The organism is Salinisphaera sp. PC39 (genome assembly GCF_040361335.1).
Classification (GTDB): Bacteria; Pseudomonadota; Gammaproteobacteria; order Nevskiales; family Salinisphaeraceae; genus APNM01.
In genome coordinates, this window is the sequence record NZ_APNM01000001.1 from 227,712 (window position 1) to 251,305 (window position 23,594).

Below are 23,594 nucleotides of genomic sequence, written 5' to 3' on the forward strand. Positions count from 1 at the left end.
CTCAACTCATGGTCACGGGCAAACGCTGTTGCCAGGGGGAGGCACGCTCGAGCTCCAGGGCCAGGCCCAGCAGCAGCGCCTCCCCGCCCACGGGCGCGGCGAAATGCGAGCCCACGGGCAGGCCCCGGGCGGAGATATGCAGCGGCACCGACATGGCCGGCCAGCCGGCGATGGAGGCGACGGCGGTATAGCCTGCCAGTGTCTCGGTGAAAGCGACAGCCTGCTCGAAGGGCTCCGTGCCGCCGTGGTGCCCGAGCGGGAACGCCGGGAACGGCACGGTCGGGCAGAGCAAGACGTCGAATTCGCCCATGCGCCGATCGGCCGCGGCGGCGGCCGCCGCCAGCGCGGCCTCCGCCTCCGTGGAGGCCGTCGGGGGCAGCTCTTTCGCGTGTTGAATCAACCGGCGGGTGTAGGGCTCCAGTCGCTCTTCGTCGAAGGCCGGCCCGATGTAGGCGCGTATCTGCTCGCATGCGGCATCGATGGTCAGGGCCGCATGCGTGAAATAGGCCCGGGCCGCGGCTTCGGTATCGTATGCCGGCGCCTGTGTCTCCACGACTTCGTGGCCCAGCGATTCGCACAGCCTGGCGGTCTCGGCCAGCGCACCGGCGACGTCCGCATCGGGTTCGTCGTCTGAGCCGGTACGCCGATACATGCCGATCCGCAGCCGCCGGTCCAGCGGTTCGCGCACCCGTCCCACGGGAGGCAGCCGGGCCTCGCCGTCGGTACGCTCGGTGACGGCAAGCCAGGTGGCGCTGTCCCGCACGCTGCGGGAGACGCAATGCTCGCTGATCATCCGGGTGAACGGGGTCTCGCCGGGTTGGTCCGTGGCGCGGTGCCGTCCCCGGCTCGGCTTGAAGCCGAACAAGCCGCAGAAGGAGGCGGGACCGCGAATCGAGCCGCCTCCGTCCGACGCGTGGGCCACGGGCACCATCCCGGCGGCCACGGCCGCCACCGCGCCGCCGGACGATCCCCCGGGCGAACGGCTCGGATCCCAGGGGTTACGGGTCGCCCCGCAAGCCAACGTCTCCGTCGTGCCCAGGAGGCCGAACTCGGAGGTGGTGCTTTTCCCCAATACGATCAGCCCGCCGGCATCCAGGGCATCGGTGTACGGCGAGCCCACCGGCGCAATCTGCCCTTCGAAGAGCCGGGAGCCGAGCGTGAAGGGCAGGCCGGGGTACGCGATCAGGTCCTTCAGCAGCGTGGGCACGCCCGCGAACGGGGTGGTGGTATCGATGTCCGTCGCCCGTTGCCGGGCTTGTTCGAAACCTGTCGCCGCGACCGCGTTGAGTGCCGGATCGAGGCGCTCGATACGCCCGATGGCCGCGTCCACCAGCTCGCGGGCCGACGCTTCGCCGTCCCGTACCAGTTGCGCCTGTGCCGTGGCATCCAGGGTCCCTAACTCGTCATCGTGTGACCGCATCTCGCTGTCCCCGCCATTATCGAAGTCTCGCTTCGATAAATGAATAATGAATTCATGATTCATTTTATAGTCCGTGTGTGACATTGGCAACGCCGGCGGCGGTAGCGGGGGCGTGGTCGGGTTTACGTGCGCGCCTTTCGCCGGCGATATGGCGCCCGATGAGCGGAGGCTTGTGTCTGAAGGGGCGCAGGCATCGGATTGGACGAGTTGGCTAGACTAAGGGGCAGGCGAGGCCCGCCGGGGTCTGTCTGTCAGGCAAGGAACGCAAGGGAGGTCGGGATGCAGGCACGATCCGCGATTGTGACGATGCTGGCTGCCGCGGTCCTGCAGGGATGCACAGTCGCCTATAACGAGCTGCACGGTGAATTGCCGGCACGGTCGGACAAGGCGGAGGCAGGCTGTGATCTGGCGTACTCGCTGGAGCTGCTCAGTGGTCATCACACGAATACCTTCGGCGTTAAGAAAACGCCAGCCGACCAGGCAAGCGAGATCGAGAGCGAGTATGTGGCCGATACGGCATCGGCACTGGAGGCGTTGGGTTGCGATTCGGAGTTCGTCGAAGCGGAGGGCGACGCCGATTTGGTGATCCGCGTCGAACGGCTTCCGAAATTGAGCGCCCTGCCGCAGGAGTGGCTTACCGGGCTCAGCTTCGGCCTGATCCCGAGCTGGGGAACCCGGCCGTCCGAATACCGATATACCTTCCGGGATACGGATAGCGGCTTCGAGAATGTCTATACCGTCGATAGGAAGTCATACAGCCATCTGGTGCTGTTCCCGGTTTTCTGGGTGACCTTCTTCACGGCGGACGAGAGTCGGGTCTATAAGGAGGCGGTGACGGATTTCGTCTCGCGCCGGGGCGTTGAAGGACGATGACCAGGCAGGAATCATCCGAGGCGCGCGGAGACGCCCGCAATACCCGGGCGGCGGTCTGGATCGTGGCGGCCGGTCTCGCCGGCGGCATCGGTGCCGGTCTCGGCATCGGCTGGCTGATGGGCGATGCCCTGGTGGGGGTCGGTATCGGGCTGGCCGCCGGGGCGGGTGCCGGCGGGGTGCTGGCGTCGCTGGTTTACACGGGCGATGTCTGAGCGGCGATGGCGGACGGGGCCGCCGGCAATCAGGGCCCGTCCTGACTATAAACCCTGGGATCCGAAGGACGCCCGCCATCAATGTATCGCTGAAGATTCCTGGTATAGGATTGTCGGCGGTTCTTCATGAACTGTTCATGCAGGCCAGTCGGCGGCTTGGGGCCACTGTAAGTGGGGGTGGGTCGAATCTGGTTTTGCGAGGCTTTTTCGGCAGCGTTGATTTTCGCCAGTTGTTTCCGCACGACGGCATCGGCGTTTGCGTTGGTATAGACAAACCAGTTTGACGTCGCATGGAAGTAGACCGGGTCGATACTTCCAAGTGCGCCGGCACGCTGGGCCGCCAGGATGGCTTCGGCCGAGAGTTGTCGGCTGCCAACGCCATAAGTGGCAATTTCCAGCGCTTGGTTGAAATGACCCTGCGCGAGGGCGGTCTCCACCCTTGTTCGTGCCTCGGCGATTTTGGCCTGCTGTGCCTCATAGGCGGCAACCTGTTCTCTGTAAGCCCTCCATTGCTCATGGTAGTTGTCCAGGTTTCTGGCCCCGCGACACCCTGACTCGTCACCGAGGTCGCAAGCTTTCTGGTACCACTGGCGCGCTATATGGGTGTCTTTCCCTTGCGAGCTGATGGTGTTGGCGGTGGCGACACAACCGGCCGGCATGTCCGCATTGCAGCTTTTTTCGAAGTAGGCCTGAGCATCCGCGTACTTTTCCAGCTTCACATAGGTCATGCCCACCATGTAGGCGTGTTTCGGGTCTTTATTGAGCTGATAGGCGGTCAGTGCGTACTTGTTGGCTTCTTCGAAATCGTTCTTGATGTCCGGTTCGAAGGCCAGGGCCAGCGCGGCGTGATAACAGGCAAAATCATCCTTCAAGTCGCAGCCTCTCGTCGCATAGTTTTTCATCCGACCCGGATGTTTTTCCTCCACGGCGCCGGTATAGATCCAGGCCGCCAGGCCACAGGATTTCGGATCAACGGTCGTGGCGCAGCCTTTATGTGCCAGGCTGGCGGCGTCCGCGCGATAACGCTTGAGCTCGTCCAGATTCAGGGCCGACCAGGCCGCGAGATAGCAGGTCCGACGTTTGTAGTAGCCAAGCTTGCAGGCATTGGCGAGATAGGGGAAAGCGTTTGCTCGGTTCTTGACGACATTGCCCTTGCCATAAAAAAGATTGTAGCCGGCGTGGTGGCAGCCATCGGCGAGTTTCAATTTGCAGGCTAGGCTGAAAAAGTGTGTGGCCTTTGTCTCACTCGCTTCAATCCGGTCGCCTTTCATCAGGCGATAGCCGTGGAAAAGGCAGGCTTTGGCATTCCCTGCCCGACACTCGTCCGGCCAGCGTTCGGCTCCGGGGGGTAATTGAGCGAACGCATGGCTGGACATGACGAGAACGGCGACAGCGGCTGCCAGCGACTTCATCAAGAACTTCATGTATGCGTCCCCCAAGTCCGGGATTCGTATTGCCTCTGTGTCAATTCAATTGACGGCGATGAAGTGCCACTGTCCTGTCGCCGGCCTGTGAGCGACGTCGAGCACGTTGATAATGTGATTGCTCGTCGCGACTTGCCACAGCCCCTAAATGGGGGGCGGCGGCCATCCGGGATGGCCCGGCGCGTCATTGAGTTGGATCAAGCCGCCGGGTGGTGCCGGATGCTAGCCTAGTATGGGGTGTCATGGCCGGTCCGGCGCGGCCCGCTTTAATGGTCCGTTCAGGCCGCGGCGCGATAATGGCCGCTTGGGGCGATGCCATCACAAGACAAACCGAGAAGGGACGGAGAATGCGGAACGCGGATCGTTATTCGGGGCTTTCCACCATCAATCACTGGGTGACGGCGGTGCTGGTGCTCGCCATGCTGCTGCTCGGCTTCATGGCCGCCGCCGCGCCGAACGACGATGTCGAGCATTACGTGATGGGTATCCACGTGGGGCTCGGCTTCTTTGTCTTCCTGTTCGTGCTGTGGCGCACGGCGGTCCGGCTGGTCGAGGGCTTCCCGCCGGCCGAGGGCGACTCGGCCGCCCAGCGGTTCCTGGCGGGTGTGGTGCCGCGCCTGATCCTGCTGGCGATCGTGGTGCTGGTGTTCACGGGGCCGCTGTATATCTACACCGACGGCGGCGCTGTGGACGTGTTCGGCTGGTTCGAGGTGGCGGTGCCGCTGGAGTCGCTGTCCGCCATCCACGAGCCGATGGAGACCATCCACGTGATCACGGGGCTGTATATCCTGCCCGTATTGCTGGGTCTGCATTTCCTCGGTGCCATCAAGCACTTCCTGACCCGCGGACGCCAGGAGACGCCGGCGGACCTGTGAGCCGCCGGCGGCCGCCCCGCGCCGGTCAGCCGCCGGCGCGGAGGTGGGTCGCCAGCCAGTCGCGGGCGGCTGTCGCGCCGCGCTCGAACTGGGCGTCGTAGACCTCCATGTGCCCGCCCTCGATCAGCAGCAGCTCCTTGGGGTCGTGCGCGCGCTTGAAGGCGTCCAGGGCGATGTCGGTGGGGGTGACGATGTCGTCGGTGGTCAGGATCATCAGTAGCGGCGCGGGCGTGATCTGCTCGATGTACTGCGCCGGCTCGTAGGCCATCATCATCTCGGTGGAGCGCAGGGTGACCTCGTTGAGCCACAGCGGCGTGCCCAGCATCCCCGAGTCGCGGATGAAAACCCATTCCTCGGGCGAGGGCAGGGCGCACAGCGAGCCGCGTTCGCCGAACACCGGGATCATCTCGGGCTCGGCGCCCTGGAAGCGGGCGACGCGGTCGGCGTCGAAGCGCCGCCGCAGGTCCTCGAATTCCTCCTCGCGGAAGACCCGGCGCATGTTGGCGCGTCCGGAGATGAACGGCACCTGCGAGACCACCGCCTTCACGCGCTTGTCCAGGGCCGCCACCGGCAGGACGTGACCGCCGCTGTAGCTGGTGCCCCAGACGCCGATGCGGTCGGTGTCGACCTCGGGTTGCAGGCCGGCGAAGGTGATGGCGTCGCGGTAGCCCTCGACCTGTAGCCAGGGATCGACCTCCAGGCGGGGCTCGCCGTCGCTCGCGCCGAGGTTGCGGTGGTCGTAGACCACGCAGGCCAGGCCGGCGGCGCTGAAGACGTCCGCGTACTGGTCCAGGAAGACTTCCTTCACCGCGGAGAACCCGTGGGCCATGACCACGCAGGGAAAGGGGCCGTCGCCCTCGTCGGGCGTCTGCAGCCAGCCCCGGAGGGTGACCTTGTCGGAGGTCTGGAACTCGATGTCCTTGCGCATGGCGGGCTCTCCTCTTGTGCGTTGTGCGCCGATCCGACAGCCTAGCCACGAATCGGGTATGGCGTGCCCCTTCCGACGGGTGGGTCGCCGTGACGCGCGGTTCCGCCGGTGGCATGCGCCGGTGGGCTGTAGCAAACTCGGGCGGGTGGCCGGCGTGCCGCCGGCACAGGGAGAGGAATCCGGCCTTTGTTACGCGCGCGACCCGCACCCGTCACCATCCTCACGCTCTCGCTGCTCGCGGTCGCCTCGCTGGCGCTGGGGGCGCTGGGTCTGGCCACGAACCAACCCTGGCTGGGCCTGACGCTGGCCGCGGGCGAGGGGGCGGACGTGCGCATCGTGGCCGTCGATCCGGACGGGCCGGCGCGCGACGTGCCGGTGCCGGCCAAGCTCAAGGTCTTGCGCGCGCCGGACGGCAGCGCCGTCGCCCCGGTGGGCATGGACCTGATCGACGAGCCGGACGCTTTCGAGACCTATCGGCGCATGGGCGCCTTCTTCGAGCGCCAGGACCGGCTCGATCGCGTCCTGCGCGCCGATTACGTGGATATCGAGGTGGCGGCCGACGACGGCGGCACCGCCACGGTCCGGGTGCGTCCCGCGTCCGCCCGGCCCTTGCACGACCTGCCGGCGGCGTTCTGGATCCAGTTGTTCGTGGGGGTGGCCGGCTTCGGTTTCAGCGCCTGGGTCTGGAGCCTGCGCTGGCGCGACACCAGCACGCGGCTGTTCGCGGCGGTGGGCGCGAGCATCCTCTGCTTCAGTTTCGCCGCCGGCATCTACAGCACCCGCGAGCTGGCCCTGGACGGCGGATTGTTCCGGGCGCTGTCCGCCGCCAACCATGCGGGCGCGCTGGCCTTCGGCGCGGCCATGATCGCGCTGCTGCTGCATTACCCGCGACGCCTGGTGCGTACCCGCTACCTCCTGGTGCCGGCGGCCGTGTTCGGTGGCTGGTGGGCGGGGGACACGCTGTGGCTGTTCCCCGGCCCGCCGCTGGGCCTGCACCTGCCCACCGTCCTGGAGATGGCCGGTATCCTGGCCTGCGCCGCCGTCCAGTTCCGGGCGACGCGCGGTGATCCGCGCGCCCGCGCCGCCCTGCGCTGGTTCGGGTTGAGCATCGCCGTGGGGGCGGGGGCCTTCGTGCTGACCGTGGTCATCCCCAACCTGTTGGGAATCGCGCCCGGCCTGCCCCAGGGCTACGCCTTTCTGTTCTTCCTGCTGATCCACGCGGGCCTGGCGCTCGGGGTGGCGCGCTTCCGGCTGTTCGACCTGGACGATTGGGCTTTCCGGATTTTCTTCTATCTCGGGGGCGTGTTCCTGCTGGTGGCGCTGGACGCCTTCCTGATCTATACGGTGTCGGTCGAGCCGGTGTCCGCCTTCGGGGTGGCGCTGCTCGTGGTGGCCTTCGCCTACCTGCCGTTCCGCGAGTCCCTGGACCGGCGGCTGCGGCAGGGCCGGGTCCCGGACCGGGCCGGGTTGTACCAGCGGGCGGTGGATGTCGCGCTCACGCCCACCGGGACCAGCCAGCGTGCGCGTTGGGAAGGCCTGCTCACGGAGGTGTTCGGTCCGCTGCGGATGGTGCCGGACGATGCCGCCGAGGTCGCCATCGAGGACGACGGTGTCGCGCTGCGCGTGCCGGGGGTGGATGCGCTGCCCGGTGTCCGGCTCGATTACGCCCGCGGCGGGCGGCGGCTGTTCACCTCGCGCGACGCGGAGCTGGCGCGCGAGATCCACGCCGTGCTCCGGCACACCCTGGAGGGACGCGAGGCCTACGAGAAGGGCGTGGCGGCGGAGCGCGAGCGTATCGCCCGCGATATCCACGACAATATCGGCGTGCAGTTGCTCAGCGCGCTGCACAGCGCCGAGGCGCCGCGCAAGAACACCCTGATACGCGAGACCCTGACCGACTTGCGGGACATCATCAACAACGCCGCCGGCGCCGAGCGGTCCCTGGACGAGGTGCTGGCCGACCTGCGCGCCGAGGTGGCCGAGCACCTCGCGGTCGCGGATGTCGCGCTGCGCTGGGACCGGGTGTCCGGCACGACCCCGGATGTCGCCCCCGGCACGCTGGCCATCCAGGTGCTGCGGTCCTTGATCCGCGAGGCCACCGGCAATGTCGTCAAGCACGCCGGGGCGTCGGTGATGCGCGTGGCCGTGGCGGAGCGCGACGGCGTGCTCACGATCCGGATCGAGGACGACGGCCGCGGCTTCGACACGCGCCGGGTCACGCGGGGCAACGGGTTGTCCAACATGCGGCGGCGCATGACCGCCATGGGCGGCACGCTGGAGGTGATCAGCGGGGAGGCCGGCACGCGGGTGGTGGCGCGGTTCGCCATTGGGCGGGGTGGTTAGGAGTCGGCCGGGTATTGTTTGTTGCCCCTCACCCCGACCCTCTCCCCGGAGGGGAGAGGGGGCGATGTTTCCGAAGGTGGAGGGGCGCTTCAGACGCCGAGGTAGTCGAGGATGCCCTTGGCCGCCTCCTGGCCTTCGTACACCGCGGTGACGACGAGGTCGGATCCACGGACCCGAGCGCCATGGAGGGCGCGAGAGACCTATCGCGGCATGGATGCCGCGCGCAGGCCTCGTCGTCGCGGGCCCTGGGGCGCTTCAGACGCCCAGGTAGTCGAGGATGCCCTTGGCGGCCTCCTGGCCTTCGTATACAGCGGTGACGACGAGGTCGGATCCACGGACCCGAGCGCCATGGAGGGCGCGAGAGACCTATCGCGGCATGGATGCCGCGCGCAGGCCTCGTCGTCGCGGTCCCTGGGGCGCTTCAGACGCCGAGGTAGTCGAGGATGCCCTTGGCCGCCTCCTGGCCTTCGTACACAGCGGTGACGACGAGGTCGGATCCACGGACCATGTCCCCGCCAGAGAACACCTTGGGGTTCGAAGTCTGGAACGGGTAGCGCCCGCGCTCGGGGGCGATCACCCGGCCGCCGTCGTCGATCTCGATGCGGTGGTCGTCGAACCAGTCCTGCGGGTTCGGGCGGAAACCGAAGGCGATGATCACGTTGTCGGCGGGGATGACTTCCTCGGTGCCGGGCACGGCCTCGGGGCGCCGGCGACCGCGCTCGTCGGGGTCGCCGAGCCTCGTGGTGACCACCTTCACGCCCTCGACCCGGCCGTCGCCGACGATCTCCACCGGCTGGCGGTTGAACATGAAGTGCACGCCCTCTTCCTTGGCGTTGGCGACCTCGCGCGCGGAGCCGGGCATGTTCTCCTCGTCGCGCCGGTAGGCGCAGATCACCTTGGCGGCGCCCTGGCGGATGGAGGTGCGGTTGCAGTCCATGGCGGTGTCGCCGCCGCCGAGCACGACCACGCGCTGGCCCTGCATGTCGATGAAGTCCTTGGCGTCCTTCTCCAGGCCGAGCTCGCGGTTGATGTTGGACACCAGGAAGGGCAGGGCCTCGTAGACGCCTTCCAGTTCCTCGCCGGGGAAGCCGCCCTTCATGTAGGTGTAGGTGCCCATGCCCATGAACACGGCGTCGTACTCGTCCATCAGTTCGTGCATCTGGACATCCTTGCCGACCTCGACGCCGAGGCGGAATTCCACGCCCATCTCTTCCAGCACCTGCCGGCGGGTCTCGACGACTTCCTTCTCCAGTTTGAAGGGCGGGATGCCGAAGGTGAGCAGGCCGCCGATGCGCGGGTATTTGTCGTACACGATCGGCTTGACGCCGGCGCGCACCAGGCGGTCGGCGGCGCCCAGGCCCGCGGGCCCGGCACCGATCACGGCGACCCGCTTGTCGGTCCACACGCGGTGGGACATGTCCGGGCGCCAGCCGGCCTTGAAGGCCTCGTCGGTGATGTACTTCTCGACCGAGCCGATGGTGATGGCGCCGAAGCCGTCGTTCATGGTGCAGGCGCCTTCGCAGAGGCGGTCCTGCGGACAGATGCGGCCGCACATCTCGGGCAGCGAGTTGGTCTGGTGGCAGAGCTCGGCGGCCTCGAACAGGTTGCCCTCGTTGACCAGCTTCAGCCAGTTGGGGATGTAATTGTGGACCGGGCACTTCCACTCGCAGTAGGGGTTGCCGCAGGAGATGCAGCGCCCGGCCTGCTTGGCCGCGGTCTCCTTGTCGAACTGGCCGTAGATTTCCTTGAACTCGTGGATGCGCACGGCGGCCTCGACCTTGGGCGGGTCCTGCCGGGGCATCTCCAGGAATTGCAGATGATTTTTTGCCATTGCTCAGTGATCCGTGATTCGTGATCGGTGATTAGTCGGCGCGGCGAGCGCGGCGGACGCGCCATGCGCCCGCCGCGGGTCGTCCGTCACCAATCACGCGGCCTTGTTCAATGTGTCCAGCACGGTGTGCACGTCCTCGGCCTTGGGTTTGACCAACCAGAACTGGCCGACGTAGTCCCGGAAGTTCTCGAGGATGTGGGCGCCCCAGTCGCTGCCGGTGGCGTCGACGTAGTCCTCGATCATGTGCTTCAGGTAGTGCCGGTGCGCCTCCATGTTCTCGGCCACCACGCGGTGGATGTCGATCAGTTCGTGGTTGTAGCGGTCCACGAACTCCCGCTTTTCGTCCAGCACGTAGGCGAAGCCGCCGGTCATGCCCGCGCCGAAGTTGATGCCGGTGTTGCCCAGCACCACCACGCAGCCGCCGGTCATGTACTCGCAGCCGTGGTCGCCCACGCCCTCGACCACCGCCAGGGCGCCCGAGTTGCGGACGCCGAAGCGCTCGCCGGCGAGGCCGGCGGCGTACAGGGTGCCGCCGGTGGCGCCGTACAGGCAGGTGTTGCCGATGATGGTCGACTCGTTGGACTTGTAGCCGGCTTCCGCGGGCGGGCGCACGACGATGCGGCCGCCGGCCATGCCCTTGCCGACATAGTCGTTGGCGTCGCCGGTCAGGTCCAGGTAGAGGCCGCCGGCGTTGAACACGCCGAAGCTCTGGCCGGCGGTGCCGGTGAGCTTGATGGTGATGGGCGCGGCGGTCATGCCCTGGTTGCCGTGGCGGCGCGCGATCTCGCCGGAAACGCGGGCGCCGAGCGAGCGGTTGTTGTTTTGGACCTTGTACTCGAAGGTACCGCCCGCCGCGTTCTCGATCGCCTCGATGGTGTCGGCCACCATGCGCTCGGCCAGTTCGCCCTTGTCGAAGGGCTCGTTGTGCGGCTCCACGCAGAACTGCGGGATGTCGGCCGCCAGGCCGGCGTCGGACAGGATCGGCGACAGGTCCAGGCTCTCCTGCTTGGGCGTCTCGCCCGGCAGCAGTTCCAGCAGGTCGGTGCGGCCGATCAGGTCCTCCATCCTGGCCACGCCGAGCTGGGCCATCAGCTCGCGGGTCTCCTGGGCCACGAAGCCGAAGAAGTTCTGGACCATCTCCGGCAGGCCGATGAAGTGCTTGAGCCGCAGGACGTTGTTCTGCGTGGCCACGCCGGTGGCGCAGTTGTTGAGGTGGCACACGCGCAGGTACTTGCAGCCCAGGGCCACCATCGGCGCGGTGCCGAAGCCGAAGGACTCGGCCCCCAGGATCGCGGCCTTGATCACGTCCAGGCCGGTCTTGAGGCCGCCGTCGGTCTGCACCCGGACCTTGTCGCGCAGGTCGTTGGCGCGCAGGGTCTGGTGGGTCTCGGTCAGGCCCAGTTCCCAGGGGGTGCCGGCGTAGCGCACGCTGGTCAGCGGGCTGGCGCCGGTGCCGCCGTCGTAGCCGGAGATGGTGATCAGGTCGGCGTAGGCCTTGGCCACGCCGGCCGCGATGGTGCCCACGCCGGGGCCGGACACCAGCTTCACCGAGACCAGGGCCTGCGGGTTGACCTGCTTGAGGTCGAAGATTAGCTGCGCCAGGTCCTCGATCGAGTAGATGTCATGGTGCGGCGGCGGGCTGATCAGCGCCACGCCGGGCTTGGAATAGCGCAGCTTGGCGATCATCTCGTTGACCTTGTGGCCCGGCAGTTGGCCGCCCTCGCCGGGCTTGGCGCCCTGGGCGACCTTGATCTGTAGGACCTCGGCGTTGACCAGGTAGTGCGGGGTCACGCCGAAGCGGCCGGAGGCCACCTGCTTGATCTTGGACATCTTGTCCGTGCCGAAGCGGGCGTCGTCCTCGCCGCCCTCGCCGGAGTTGGAGCGCCCGCCCATGCGGTTCATGCCTTGGGCCAGGGCCTCGTGCGCCTCGGGCGAGAGCGCGCCCAGGCTCATGCCGGCGGAGTCGAAGCGCTTGGTGATCGCCTCGATCGGCTCGACCTCGTCGACGTCGATGGGCCGGATGTCGTCGCGCAGCTTGAACAGGTCGCGCAGCACGGTCACCGGGCGTTCCTGCACGGTGGCCGCGTATTCCCGGTACTTGGTGTACTCGCCGGTCTGCACGGCCTCGTGCAGGGTGGCGATCACGTCCGGGTTGTAGGCGTGGTACTCCTGGCCGTGCACGAACTTCAGGATGCCGCCCTGGTTGATCGCCACGCGCGGGTTCCAGGCCTTCTCGGCCAGGGCCGCGGCCTCGGCGTGCAGATGCTCGAAGCGGGTGCCCTGCACGCGGCTGACGGTGCCGGCGAAGCAGCGGTCCACGATCTCGTCGTGCAGGCCCACGATCTCGAAGAGCTGGGCGCCGCGATAGCTGGTGATCGTGGAGATGCCCATCTTGGACATGATCTTGTACAGGCCCTTGTTGATCCCCTTGCGGTAGGACCCGCACAGCTCGGCGGCGTCGCGGTCCTGCACCTGGCCGCAGCGGACCAGGTCGTTGAGGGATTCGTAGGCCAGGTACGGATAGACGGCGGTGGCGCCGTAGCCGATCAGGCAGCCGAAGTGGTGCGGATCGCGCGCGGTGGCGGTCTCGATCACGAGGTTGGCGTCGCAGCGCAGGTTCTCGTGCACCAGGCGATGGTGCACGGCGCCGGTGGCCAGCAGGGCGTGGATCGGCAGCTTGTCGGGCGCGACCGCCCGGTCCGACAGCACGATGATGACCTTGCCCGCGCGCACCGCCTCGACGGCACGCTCGGCGACCGCGTCCAGGGCGGTCTCCAGGTCGCCGTCGGCCGGGTAGTTGAGGTCGATACGCTCGTGCGCGTACTCGTCCTCGTTCTCGCCCATGCTCAGGAGTTGGCGGAACTTGCCGGTGGACAGCACCGGGGAATCCACCACCAGGCGCTTGGCCCGCTCCGGCGATTCGTCGAAGACGTTGCGCTCGCGCCCGAAGCAGGTCTCCAGGCTCATCACGATGCGCTCGCGCAGCGGATCGATCGGCGGGTTGGTCACCTGCGCGAACTGCTGGCGGAAGTAGTCGAACAGCACGCGGTCGACCTTGGACAGCACCGGGAACGGCGTGTCGTCGCCCATGGAGCCGATCGCCTCCTGGCCGGCCTCGGCCAGCGGGCGCAGGACCTGGTCCCGCTCCTCGAAGGAAACGTGGAAGAGCTTCTCGTAGGTCTTGACCTCGGTGCGCTCCAGCCACTCGTCGGATTCCTCGGCGTCGAGACTGGATTCCAGCTCGCGCGCGTGCTCCTTGAGCCACTGCTTGTAGGGGGCGCGCTCGGCCAGGCGCCGGTCGATCTCGCGCGGGTGCACCAGCTCGCCGGTCTCGGTGTCGACGGCGATCATGTCGCCGGGCTTGAGACGGCCCTTGGCGACCACGTCCGACGGCTCGTAGTCCCAGACACCGATCTCGGAGGCCAGGGTGATGTGGCGGTCCTCGGTGATCACGTAGCGCGCCGGGCGCAGGCCGTTACGGTCCATGCAGCAGGCGGCGTAGCGGCCGTCGGTGAGCACGATGCCGGCGGGACCGTCCCACGGCTCCATGTGCATGGAGTTGTATTCGTAGAACGCGCGCAGGTCGGCGCTCATGTAGTCCACGTTCTGCCAGGCCGGCGGCATCAGCAGGCGCATGGCATAGAAGATGTCCATACCGCCTGCGAGCAGCACCTCGAGCATGTTGTCGAGACTCTGCGAGTCGGAGCCGGTCATGGACACCAGCGGCAGGATGCTGGGCAGGTCCGGCAGCTTGTCGGAGGCGAACTTGGCCGCCCGCGCCGTGGACCAGTTGCGGTTGCCCATGATGGTGTTGATCTCGCCGTTGTGGGCGAGATAGCGGAACGGCTGCGCCAGCCGCCACTGCGGCAGGGTGTTGGTGGAGAAACGCTGGTGGAACACGCACAGCGAGGTCTCCAGGCGCTCGTCCGCCAGGTCCTTGTAGAACACCGGCAGGTAGGAGGGCATGACCATGCCCTTGTACGACAGCACCCGCGCGGACAGCGACGGCACGTAGAAGACGTCGTCGTCCGGTTCCAGGGCGTTCTCGGCGCGGCGCCGGGCGAATACCAGCCGGGCCTCGAACAGGGCCTCCTCGATGTCACCGGGGGCGTTCACGAATACCTGCTCGACGCGCGGCAGGGTCTCCAGGGCCTGGGCGCCGCAGGCGTCGGGCTCGATCGGCACCTCGCGCCAGCCGGCCACGATCAGGCCCTCGGCCTCCAGCTCGGCGTTCAGGCGTTCGCGCGCGGCGTCGGCCTTGGCCTCGTCGCCGTTCAGGAAGACGATGCCGGAGGCATAGTGGTCGGCGAGCTCGATGCCGGCCTCGGCGGCGATCTCGCGCAGGAAGCCGTCCGGCTTCTTCATCAGGATGCCGCAGCCGTCGCCGGTCTTGCCGTCCGCGGCGACCGCGCCACGATGCGTCAGGCGCTGCAGGGCCTTGATCGTGGTATCGACGAGCCAGTGGCTGGGCTTATCGTCCATGTTGGCGATAAGGCCGAAGCCGCAGGCGTCCTTCTCGAATTCGGGCCGGTAGAGCCCGCCACTGATCTTGTGCATAGCAATCATCCTTCCCCTGGCGCCGGCGTCAGACCTGCCTCCCCCTCGAAAGGGCGAACGTGGATCGCGATAGCGACGGGGAGGTGGGCGGCCCGCGCCTGCTCCCGGCCACGGGCGCATGGCGTGGATCGGTCGCGCGGGACATATTGAGCGAACCCCGAATTATAGAAGGGCGGCGGTCCACGATCAATCTGCGGCGGTGCGGCAAAGCCCTCGAGACAAGTATTTACAAGGGGAAACGGGTTTCGGAAATCCCCCCTGCCCCCCCTTTGCAAAGGGGGGAACGACGTAGCCGGCCTTCCGCAAGGGGGGAGCTGCCGGAGGTGTTTCCATGCCCCCGAGAAGAGCAAAGCACCACTTCCCCCTTTCATAAAGGGGGAAAGAGGGGGATTTCCCCGTCTCAGGAAACCGCCGCCGCGGCGTAGGCGTCCAGTGCGTAGGCCGGGATAAGCGCGTGAGCGCGTTCCCGGCAGTTCAGGCAGGCCCCGCCTCCGATCACCCTGGCGGGGGAGACCGCCTACGCGGCGTCGAGGGGTCGAATCCGGCCCACATCCTCCTTGATGGCCTCGGCAGCGTCCCAGAGATCGACGGCTCGCTGGGCATTCAGCCAGAACTCCGGCGAATTGCCGAACAGGCGCGCGAGCCGTAACGCCATCTCCGGGCTCACGGCCCGGCGCTCGCGCAACAGTTCGTTTATCGACTGGCGGGACACCCCGACGGCCTCGGCCAGTGCCGAAACCGAAAGACCGTAGTCCGGAAGAAAGTCCTCACGCAGGATCTCGCCCGGGTGGGTCGGCCTTCGCTCGATGCCGGTGTTGGGAATGCTCATGTCCGCCGCCTCGTGTCAGTGATAATCGCAAATCTCGACGTCATGGGCGTCGCCGTCGACGAACCGGAAGCAAATGCGCCACTGGTCGTTGATGGCTATCGAATACTGCCCCTGCCGGTCTCCCGAGAGGGCATGCAGACGATTGCCCGGCGGCACTTTCAAATCGTCCAGGCGCACGGCCAGATTCAGGTATTCGAGCTTGCGGGCCGCACGCCTGGCGATCTCCGGCGGAAGCCGTTTCGCCTTGCCCGTGGTGTACAGTTCCCTTGTGCGCCGGTCGGCAAACGTCTTGATCATTCGACACCAATGTAGTCCGTCACGTGACGCATGTCAATGCGGCCGGCAAGTCGTTACCCAGACTGAGTGCGTAGGCCGGGATAAGCGCGTCAGCGCGTTCCCGGCTTCCGGCGGGTTCGGTGCCGGCACGCCCCTTGCCGGAAACGGACCTTCGGTCCTTATTCCGGCCTACGCGTCTAGGCGTCCCCCTTGACGTTGTTCAGAGCCTTGTCCAGCCATTGCTCGACAATGCTCACGTCGTGTTTATCCGCCAGCACGAGAAGCAACAGAATCTCCAATGCCAGAATGGCTATTGGCCCGCCCCATCCGGGCATCCCGGTGAATACATGGATATCGAGCAGGATCACTGCAATCAGGATCGCGACGAAACGGTCCGATTTTCTGCCGTCTCGTTCCTGCGCAAGGGCCTCTTGCAGCTCGGATATTTGCCGGTCTTTCTTGTCCCCCTCAGGCTCATGTGAGAGGGATTCGAAATCGTCACTCATCTCGGCCGAACCGCGCCTTGTATTCCTGGTATATATCGTGGTCCGGGATTATCGAGCGGTTGCACCCAGGCTCATAATGCTTGTACCAAGCCCCGGTCGAGCTATGGGTTATCGAAACCAGAGTGCTGGGGCTGACCTTGCCGAGGGAGTCGACCGCCCGTTTCAATAGGGCGGCCTCGCGCGAGGAATCCGGCAAGTCCTTGGCGCCGTGAAAGACATTTTTGACGTGCCCCCGACCGAAGGCTTTCGCCTTGTGGTAGATAGCGGGATGCACCGGGCCATAATCCCAGGCCTGGAAATGCCCGTCCACAAGGGGTTCGCCGTCGTTCTCCCCCATATAGATCATATGGGCCAAGTACAGAATCTTCTGTAGCTGAAGATTCGAAAGCGTCCAATCCGACAGCTCGCACACTTTCTTGGCGGCGGCAAATGCTGAAATCGTCATGCCATCGCCTCCCTGGGTCTCCGGCACTGACTATACGATAACAATGACTGTATTTATGTACAATTTTATATGGGCCTGACGGCTCGATCGCGGAGATTCGACCGGGGGTTGGTCTTCTTATTCCGCGTACGTGTCGAGCGTGGCGTCCAGGGCCTCGGGGTCGAAGTCGCCGGTGACCACGGCGTCGCCGATGCCGCGCAGCAGGATCAGGCGGAGCCTGCCGGCCAGGACCTTCTTGTCGTGGCCCATCAGCTCCAGCATCCGGGGCCGGTCCAGGCCCGGCGGCAGGCCGGTGGGCAGACCGGCGGCCGCGATCAGGGTCACGGCCCGTTCGCGTTCGGCCTCGTCCAGCCAGCCCAGGCGCACGGACAGGTCCGCGGCCAGGCACATGCCGGCGCCCACGGCCTCGCCGTGGAGCCATTCGCCGTAGCCCAGGGCCGCCTCCACGGCGTGGCCGAAAGTGTGGCCCAGGTTGAGCAGGGCGCGCACGCCGCCCTCGCGCTCGTCGGCGGCGACCACGGCCGCCTTGTTCTCGCAGGAGCGGGCGATGGCGTGGGCCAGGGCCGCCGGGTCGCGTTCGCGCAGGGCCGGCATGTTGGTTTCCAGCCAGGCGAGGAAATCGGCGTCCCGGATCAGGCCGTACTTGATGATCTCGGCCAGGCCGGCCGAGAGCTCCCGCTCGGGCAGGGTGGCGAGCACGTCGGTGTCGGCCAGCACCAGCCGCGGCTGATGGAAGGCGCCGATCATGTTCTTGCCGCGCGGGTGGTTGACCCCGGTCTTGCCGCCCACCGAGGAGTCCACCTGGGCCAGCAGGGTGGTGGGGATCTGGATGAAGTCCACGCCGCGCTGCCAGGTGGCCGCGGCGAAGCCGGCCAGGTCGCCGATCACGCCGCCGCCCAGGGCGACCACGGTGCCGTCGCGGCCCAGGCGCTCGTCCATCAGGGCGTCGTAGACCCGGGCGGTGGTGTCCAGGGTCTTGTGGCGCTCGCCGTCCGGCAGCACCAGCGATGCCGGCTCGCGGTCGGCGAGCCCGGCGAGCACGGCGTCCAGGTACAGGGGCGCCACGGTCTCGTTGGTCACCACCAGCACTCGCCCGGTGTTCAGGGCCGGGGCGTACAGGTCCGCGCGGCCGAGCAGGCCCGGTCCGATGTGGATCGGGTAACTGCGGTCGCCGAGGTCGACGGTCAGGCTGCGCACGTCTCCAGGGTTAGTCCGCGTTGACGACTTCCAGCGAGGCGAAGCCGTCCACGCCGGCGCCGGGACCGCCGGAGACGGTCGCGCTGACCTGGGCCGAGCCCTTGTCCGAGCTGGCGAAGTAGCTGCTGGTCGCCTTGCCGTCGGCATTGGTGGTTCGGTCCACGGGCAGGACTTCCTCGCCGTCGCCGCAGGGCGATATGCCGCCGCCGGCACAGCGGCTGATGCCGAATTCCAGCGGGATGCCGGTGAGGTCGTTGCCGGCCTCGTCGCGGACGTTGGCGGTGATCAGGGTGAAGCCGCGCGCGGGCACGGAGGTCTCGGATACGGACACCTCCACCGATTGCGGCTCGCCCACGAACAGGATCGGCAATGTGGCGGTCTGGCCGTTGGCAGAGGCCGTCAAGGTCGCTTCGCCACCCATGGTGTCGGAGGTCAACTCCACGGTGCCGGCGAAGCTGCCGTCGTTGGTGGCGATGCTGACCACGGCCGTGGGTGCGCTGCCGTTGGCGCTGAGCTTGCCGCCGCCACCGCCGCCGGTGACTTCCAGCTGGATCGGCTTTGCTTTTTCCGTACTGTACGGAAGCTCGTCGTCGATGGTCACGCCTTGCCCGCCGACGGTCCATTGGAAGCGGACCTCGGTGTTCTCGCCCACGCGTACGTTGGCGTTCTCGAGCGGCGCGGTGAAGCGGAAGACATTCGACTGCACCGTTACCGGAATGGTGTCGGTGATCGTCTGATCGTCCTGGGTCACGGTTGCCGTGATCGTGATCGTGCCGTTGAAATTGCCGCCCGGCGCGATGTAGCTGAAGTTCAGCACGCCATCGCCGTCGGTGTTGCCGCCGCCCTCGGGTACGATCTGGCCCGCGGTGGGCTGGACGTCGATGAACACGCCGGGAGCGGGCGGTGGCAGGTCGTCCTCGTCCAGTAGTGTGGCAGTGAAGTTCGCCGTGCTGCCGGGGGCGATGCCGCTGGGTCCGTCCAGCACCAGCGTGGCGCTGTCCAGGTCGAAGTCGCCGCCGCTATTGCTGCTGCCGCCGCCGGAGATAATGTCGTCGTCGCCGCCGCTGCTGCTGTCGCAGCCCGCCACCGCCAGCAGGATCAGTGCTACGGGGAACAGCCGGAGAATGCTATTCATGTTGCTTTCAGCCATCATGTTCGTGGTCCAGCCGGGGACCGCCCGTCCGGTCGGCCCCCGGCCCGAAAAAGGTCGGCGCCGCCGCCGCTGACGCGACGGCGCGCCCCTGTATCTATCGGCCGTTCCCCGGTCCGTCCGTAGCCCGGCCTGTCGTCAAAGCTCGGCGGTGCCGATGGATTCCAGATTCTCCACGATCTCGCGCGCCAGCTTGCGCGCGGGCTGGTCCCCGGTCGTGACCACGAGGTCGGCGATGCCGCGGTACAGCGGGTCGCGCTCCTCCATGAGCTGTCGCAGCGTCGCCTCGACGTCGTCACTGCCTTCCAGCAGCGGCCGGTCCTTGCTGTTGCGCGTGCGCGCGAGCTGCTGCTCCAGCGAGGTCTCCAGGTAGACGACCACGCCGCGGGCCGAGAGCAGGTCACGGGTCTCGGCCTCGAGCACGGCGCCGCCGCCGGTGGCGAGCACCGTGTTCGGCAGCTCGGTGAGCTCCGCGATGATCTCGCGCTCGCGCCGGCGAAAGCCTTCCTCGCCCTCCATGTCGAAGATGAAGGAGATGTCGACGCCGGTGCGCTTCTCGATCTCGTTGTCGCTATCGACGAAGTTCATGCCCTTGATCTCGGCGATGCGCTTGCCGATCGTCGTCTTGCCGGCCCCCATGGGGCCCACGAGGTAGATGTTCGGGTTGATTGCCATTGGAAACCGTTAGCTCTCCTGACCGGTATCCGGGTCGATGATGGTCGTGCAGTCGCCGTCCTCGCCGAACGGGCTCTTCTGTCCCGGCGGCGATGTCTGCAGGTCCGTGGCGTCATCCGCCGACATGGGCAACACGAAGACCGCGTTCGCGGTGCTCTCCGTGCCCTGCACACTGGCGACCGCGCGCAGGCGCACTCGCACCCATTGCGAGAATTCCTGCGGATAGGTCACGCCGAATTCTACCGCACCATTCTCGTCCAGGTCCGCATCGGTGGGCACGGTGGCCACGTTCGTGGGATCGAGCTGGCCGTTGCCGTTGATGTCCTCGCCATCGTCCAGGATGTCGTTTTCGTTGACATCTTCGTTGGGGCAGCCCGCTCGGAACTCGTTGGAGGTGCCGCCCACCTCGTAGATCGCCTGCCATTGGTCGGCCGTACCGTCTTGGTCGATGTCCACGGCTTGCTTTTCGCCTTCCTGGTACGCCAGGGGACGGATGCTGAGCCTGAAGTCGGCGTCGGGCACCGGGTTGCCGGAGGCGTCGGTGACGATGGCCGAATAGGGTACGCGATAGGTGGTGAGGTTCGGCTCCTCCAGCTCGTTGCCGGTGCCGAGCACGATGCGCAGCGCCTGGCCACCGACCGTGACCTCGACCGTGTCGTTGATAGTCGCGGAGCCGCGTACCTGGGCCGTGATCTCGGCCGGCTCGGCGGCCGAGGTGCTGCCGGAGGTATAGACCGTGGAGGCCACGCCGCGCGTGTCCGTGGTCACGCTGCCGTCACGCAGGCTGCCGTTGGTGGTGTCGTCCAGCGTGAAGTCCACGATGGCGCCGGTGACCAGGTTGTTGTTGCTGTCGCGGACCACCGCGGTGATCTCGCTGTCGCTGCTCGGCCCCACCGTGGCCGGATTGGCCTGGACGTCGATGGAGTCGGGCACGGTCGCGACGAACTGGACCGAGAGCTGGGTGGACAGGCCGCTCGCGGGGTCCGAGGCCGTGATGGTCGCGGGTCCCGCGTTGGTGGCCTGTACATCCACGGTGACTTCGCCGCTGCCGTCCGTGGTGCCGCTGTTGCTGCTCAGGGTGCCGCGGCTGGTCGAGAAGTTGACGGTCTGGCCGGTCACGGGCGAGCCGTCGTCCAGCCAGCGCAGGGTCACGGCTTGGGCCGTGTTCAGCGGAATCTGGACGCCGGCGTCCGGCGACGTGAACTGGAAGTCGGCGCCGCCGATCTCGACCGTGATGTCGTTGGAGATGCCGAGCGAGCTGGCCGTCAGCGTGTCGGTGCCGGCGTTGTTGGCGTTCAGGTCGACTTGCACTTGACCGTTGGGGCCGGTGGTCAGGTTGGTCGACGAGAAAGTGTTACTCAGATCGGACGAGACGTTGACGGCCTCGTTGGCAATGCCGTCGCCGGCCGCGTCGGCCAGGGTGATCGTGTAGGTGCCGTCCCCGCCGAGCGCGAGCGCCGCCGGGCCGGTGATGTCGATCGTGGTGCCCGTGACCTGGATATTGATCGAGTCGGACTCGCCGCCGGAGGTTGCCTGGACGGCGATCGTCCGGTTCCGGGGGTTGCCGGCCGTGTGCAAGACAGCGGTGGCGGTGCCCGCCTCGTCCGTCACGCTCTGGGTTGTCTGGATCGCACCGCTGTCGGCGCTGAATGCGACAGTCTGGCCCTGAACGACGTTGTTGTTCTCGTCGCGAATCAGGGCCGTCAGTTCGACGGCGCCATTGGTGTTCGAGTCGATGTTGGAGGGCAGACTGGTCGTGTTGGCGATCAAGGTCACGCCCGGCGTGATTTGGCCGCCGTCTGGCGGCGGCTCAGGGTCATCATTTTCGTCGCTACCGCCGGTGCCGCCGCAACTCATCAGCAGGGCGGTCAGCATGGCCAGAAAGACGTAGCGGATGTGTCGCTCGATCATTGAGTCCCCCGAAAAATAGATTCCATCGCGTCGATTGGGCCGCTCAGCGGCGCAGGGTCATCCCTTCCTTGAGGATCTTGGGCGTGACAAAGAGTAGCAGTTCGCGCTTGTCGCGTTGCTTGCCGGTGGTCCGGAAGAATACGCCCAGCAGCGGGATGTCGCCGAGGACCGGCACCTGGTCGTAGGTGTCGCGGTCCTCCTGCTCGTAGATACCGCCCAGCACCACGGTCTCGCCGTTGTCCACCAGGACCTGGGTGGCCAGGCTCCGGGTGTTGATCGACGGCACCTGGCCGCCGCCCTGGACGTTGACCGCCTGGCCCTGGGTGTCCTGCGTGACCAGCAGGTCCATGACCACGCGCTCGTCGGGCGTGATCTGCGGCGTGACCGTGAGGCTGAGCACCGCTTCCTTGAATTGTACCGTGGCGGCGCCGCTGGAGGCGGCCTCCAGGTACGGGATCTCCACGCCCTGGTCGATGCGGGCCTCCTTGCCGTTGGCGGTGATCACCCGCGGCGAGGAGATGATCTCGCCGCGCTGCTCGCTCTCCAGGGCGGACAGGGCCAGGTCCAGGTTGAAGCTGCTGCCGATGATGCTGGTGGTGAGCGTGCCGGCGGCGTTGGCCACGGGCAGGTTGACGGTGTAGCCGGAGGTGACGTCCTTGTCGCCGCCGATGAGGCCGTCGCCGATATTGGCTTCGTCCGACACGCTGGTGCTCACGCCGATGTTGCGCGAGAACTCGCGGTTGGCGACCACGATCCGGGATTCGATCAGGACCTGGCGCACCGGGATGTCCAGGCGGTCGATCAGGCGCCGGATTTCCTGCAGCTTGGCGGCGGTCTCGCTGACCAGCAGGGTGTTGGTGCGCTCGTCCACCGCGACCTGGCCGCGGTCGGAGAGCAGGGAGACCTCGCCGGAGCGCAGCAGCGACGCGAAGTCGGCGGCGCGGGCGTAGTTGATCTGGATGATCTCCGAGCGCAGCGGCGCGAGCTGCTCGGTCGCCTCCTGTGCCTTCTGCTCGGCCTCCTGGCGGGCGGCGATGTCGGCGAGTGGGGCCACGGTGATCACGTTGCCCTCGCGCTGCATGCCCAGGCCCTTGGATTCCAGGATGATGTCCAGCGCCTGGTCCCAGGGCACGTCCTCCAGGCGCAGGGCCATGGTGCCCTGGACCTTGTCGCTGACGACCATGTTGACGTCGGCGATGTCGGCGATGATCTGGAGCACCGTGCGCACCTCGACGTTCTGGAAGGACAGCGAGATGCGCTCGCCGGAGTATTCCGGCTCGCGGCGCTCGCGTTCCTCGGCCTCGGCGCGGGTCAGGGGCTGGAGCTCGATGATGAAGCGGTCGCCGGTCTGGTAGGCGGCGTGCTCGAATTCCGCGCCCTCGATCGGGGTGACGGTGATCACGGTGTCGTCGCGCCGCATGCGGGCGTCGATGTACTTGACCGGCGTGGCGAAGTCGATCACGTCCAGGCGTTGGGCGAGCGCATCCGGCAGCTCGGCGCCGGGGAAGCGGGCGACGATGCGACCGCCTTCCTCGCCGATGTCGACGCTGCCGTCCAGGCCGGTGGCCTGGACCTGGATACGGCCGGCGCCGTTCTCGCCGCGGCGGAAGTCGATGTCGGTGATGCGGGTGGTGTCGCCGGCGACGGTCGGGGCGTTGACGACGCCCTGGCGTTTCGGGCCGGCGTCGTCGCGATCGGCGGCGGCCACGGTGCCGGCGCCGGCCTCGCCCAGGCGCACCCGGACTTCGTTGCCGGCGACCTCGATCTCGTAGGGCAGCATGCGCGCCAGTTCCAGGACCACGCGCGTGCGGTCGGCGCCCTCGGCCAGGGCCACGGCCTGCGCGGCGCCGAGGTCGATGCGGCGATAGCGCTTGTCGACGGCGAGCGAGGTGTCGGCCAGGTCCAGGGACAGGCGCGCGGGCTGGTCCACCGTGAACACGGACGGCTCCGGCGCCGGACCGGACAGCCTCAGCGTGACCTGGATCTGACCGCCGGGCAGCGCCACGTGGTCCACCGATTGCAGGCGCCGCTCGGCCGCGCCGGCGATGCCGCTCGCGGCCAGGGCGCACAACGCCAGCAGGAGGCCGGTCGCGCCGCGCAAATGCGCGCGCCGGCGGTTCGTGTGATGGTTCATCGCTCTTG

18 protein-coding genes are annotated in these 23,594 nt (G+C 67.3%); 4 read left to right on the forward strand and 14 right to left on the reverse strand.

What is annotated here, in order from left to right:
- Nucleotide 1 precedes the first annotated feature (1 nt).
- Nucleotides 2-1,420: an amidase gene (locus PC39_RS01115; protein WP_353251515.1), complete on the reverse strand. Its 1,419-nt coding sequence runs from the start codon at nt 1,418-1,420 to the stop codon at nt 2-4.
- Nucleotides 1,421-1,699: 279 nt separating this feature from the next.
- On the opposite strand from PC39_RS01115, the gene PC39_RS01120 reads away from it, so the two are divergent.
- Nucleotides 1,700-2,293: a hypothetical protein gene (locus tag PC39_RS01120; RefSeq protein WP_353251516.1), complete on the forward strand. Its 594-nt coding sequence runs from the start codon at nt 1,700-1,702 to the stop codon at nt 2,291-2,293.
- Nucleotides 2,290-2,505 carry a hypothetical protein gene (locus tag PC39_RS01125; protein WP_353251517.1) on the forward strand — a complete coding sequence of 72 codons (216 nt, stop codon included), beginning with the start codon at nt 2,290-2,292 and terminating at the stop codon, nt 2,503-2,505. Before PC39_RS01120 ends, PC39_RS01125 begins: the two co-directional genes overlap by 4 nt.
- Before the next feature lie 29 nt (nt 2,506-2,534).
- Here PC39_RS01125 and PC39_RS01130 read toward each other — a convergent pair whose 3' ends face one another.
- Nucleotides 2,535-3,929 (reverse strand): hypothetical protein, encoded by a 1,395-nt coding sequence (locus PC39_RS01130; RefSeq protein ID WP_353251518.1) that lies wholly within the window; start codon nt 3,927-3,929, stop codon nt 2,535-2,537.
- Between the two features lie 347 nt (nt 3,930-4,276).
- On the opposite strand from PC39_RS01130, the gene PC39_RS01135 reads away from it, so the two are divergent.
- Entirely contained in the window at nt 4,277-4,804 is a 528-nt protein-coding gene (locus tag PC39_RS01135; RefSeq protein WP_353251519.1) for a cytochrome b, read from the forward strand.
- A gap of 25 nt (nt 4,805-4,829) precedes the next feature.
- Here PC39_RS01135 and PC39_RS01140 read toward each other — a convergent pair whose 3' ends face one another.
- Nucleotides 4,830-5,732: an alpha/beta hydrolase gene (locus PC39_RS01140; protein ID WP_353251520.1), complete on the reverse strand. Its 903-nt coding sequence runs from the start codon at nt 5,730-5,732 to the stop codon at nt 4,830-4,832.
- 186 nt (nt 5,733-5,918) lie between these two features.
- Here PC39_RS01140 and PC39_RS01145 point away from each other — a divergent pair, with 186 nt between their 5' ends.
- A complete protein-coding gene (locus tag PC39_RS01145) occupies nt 5,919-8,075 on the forward strand; it encodes a sensor histidine kinase (protein WP_353251521.1) in 2,157 nt (718 codons plus the stop codon).
- Nucleotides 8,076-8,496: 421 nt separating this feature from the next.
- On the opposite strand, the gene PC39_RS01150 is transcribed toward PC39_RS01145, so the two are convergent.
- The 11 genes from PC39_RS01150 to PC39_RS01200 all read right to left on the reverse strand — a co-directional run bounded on the left by PC39_RS01150 (nt 8,497) and on the right by PC39_RS01200 (nt 23,586).
- Nucleotides 8,497-9,906, reverse strand: a complete 1,410-nt coding sequence (locus tag PC39_RS01150; protein WP_353251522.1) for a glutamate synthase small subunit GltD family protein — start codon at nt 9,904-9,906, stop codon at nt 8,497-8,499.
- A 93-nt stretch (nt 9,907-9,999) separates the two neighbouring features.
- Nucleotides 10,000-14,469 carry a glutamate synthase large subunit gene (gene gltB / locus PC39_RS01155; RefSeq protein ID WP_353251760.1) on the reverse strand — a complete coding sequence of 1,490 codons (4,470 nt, stop codon included), beginning with the start codon at nt 14,467-14,469 and terminating at the stop codon, nt 10,000-10,002.
- A gap of 511 nt (nt 14,470-14,980) precedes the next feature.
- Nucleotides 14,981-15,292, reverse strand: coding sequence for a HigA family addiction module antitoxin (locus tag PC39_RS01160; RefSeq protein WP_353251523.1), 312 nt, complete (start codon nt 15,290-15,292; stop codon nt 14,981-14,983).
- 15 nt (nt 15,293-15,307) lie between these two features.
- Nucleotides 15,308-15,589, reverse strand: a complete 282-nt coding sequence (locus tag PC39_RS01165) for a type II toxin-antitoxin system RelE/ParE family toxin (RefSeq protein ID WP_353251524.1) — start codon at nt 15,587-15,589, stop codon at nt 15,308-15,310.
- Nucleotides 15,590-15,765: 176 nt separating this feature from the next.
- Nucleotides 15,766-16,074 (reverse strand): hypothetical protein, encoded by a 309-nt coding sequence (locus PC39_RS01170; RefSeq protein WP_353251525.1) that lies wholly within the window; start codon nt 16,072-16,074, stop codon nt 15,766-15,768.
- Nucleotides 16,067-16,519 carry a Panacea domain-containing protein gene (locus PC39_RS01175; RefSeq protein WP_353251526.1) on the reverse strand — a complete coding sequence of 151 codons (453 nt, stop codon included), beginning with the start codon at nt 16,517-16,519 and terminating at the stop codon, nt 16,067-16,069. The genes PC39_RS01170 and PC39_RS01175 overlap by 8 nt, the downstream gene beginning before the upstream one ends.
- 117 nt (nt 16,520-16,636) lie before the next feature.
- Nucleotides 16,637-17,716, reverse strand: coding sequence for a 3-dehydroquinate synthase (gene aroB, locus PC39_RS01180; protein WP_353251527.1), 1,080 nt, complete (start codon nt 17,714-17,716; stop codon nt 16,637-16,639).
- 10 nt (nt 17,717-17,726) lie between these two features.
- Nucleotides 17,727-18,851: a hypothetical protein gene (locus PC39_RS01185; RefSeq protein WP_353251528.1), complete on the reverse strand. Its 1,125-nt coding sequence runs from the start codon at nt 18,849-18,851 to the stop codon at nt 17,727-17,729.
- A 153-nt stretch (nt 18,852-19,004) separates the two neighbouring features.
- Nucleotides 19,005-19,541: a shikimate kinase AroK gene (gene aroK, locus PC39_RS01190; protein WP_353251529.1), complete on the reverse strand. Its 537-nt coding sequence runs from the start codon at nt 19,539-19,541 to the stop codon at nt 19,005-19,007.
- A 9-nt stretch (nt 19,542-19,550) separates the two neighbouring features.
- Nucleotides 19,551-21,452, reverse strand: a complete 1,902-nt coding sequence (locus PC39_RS01195; protein WP_353251530.1) for an Ig-like domain-containing protein — start codon at nt 21,450-21,452, stop codon at nt 19,551-19,553.
- Between the two features lie 43 nt (nt 21,453-21,495).
- On the reverse strand, nt 21,496-23,586 hold the full coding sequence (locus PC39_RS01200; RefSeq protein ID WP_353251531.1) for a type IV pilus secretin PilQ: 2,091 nt from the start codon (nt 23,584-23,586) through the stop codon (nt 21,496-21,498).
- Nucleotides 23,587-23,594: the final 8 nt, after the last annotated feature.